The 423-nt window shown below is 60.8% G+C and carries 1 protein-coding gene; it reads left to right on the forward strand.

Annotation, left to right across the window (positions count from 1 at the left end):
• The coding region (locus LCH64_RS28205; protein ID WP_226501963.1) for an immunoglobulin-like domain-containing protein at positions 1–423 on the forward strand (423 nt) is incomplete at both ends.

Below are 423 nucleotides of genomic sequence, written 5' to 3' on the forward strand. Positions count from 1 at the left end.
ATCGACACCACCAACCTGTCGCTGACCGCGACCGGTACCGTGGCCGAAGGTGGTTCGATCGTTTACACCGCAACGCTGACCAACGCCGCTGGTTCGCCAGTGACCGTAACGCTGTCGAACGGCGCTGTGATCACCATCGAGGCCGGCAAAACCACCGGCACCGTGACTGTTCCAGCTCCGGCGGACGACGTGTACAAAGACGCCGGTAAAGTCGAAGCAACCATTTCGACTGCCATCGGTGGCAACTTCGAGAACCTGGTACCAAGCACCGTTCCGGCCGTAACTCAGGTCACCGACACCATCGACACCACCACGGTCAAACTGACCGCGACCGAGTCTGCTGCTGAAGGTGGCACCGTCACCTACACCGCGACCGTTGGTGCGCCAGTGACTGGCTCGCCAGTTGTGGTAACTCTGGCCAAT

Origin of the sequence: Pseudomonas sp. MWU16-30322, from assembly GCF_020515535.1 — a bacterium.
In the GTDB taxonomy this organism is placed as follows: domain Bacteria; phylum Pseudomonadota; class Gammaproteobacteria; order Pseudomonadales; family Pseudomonadaceae; genus Aquipseudomonas; species Aquipseudomonas fluorescens_H.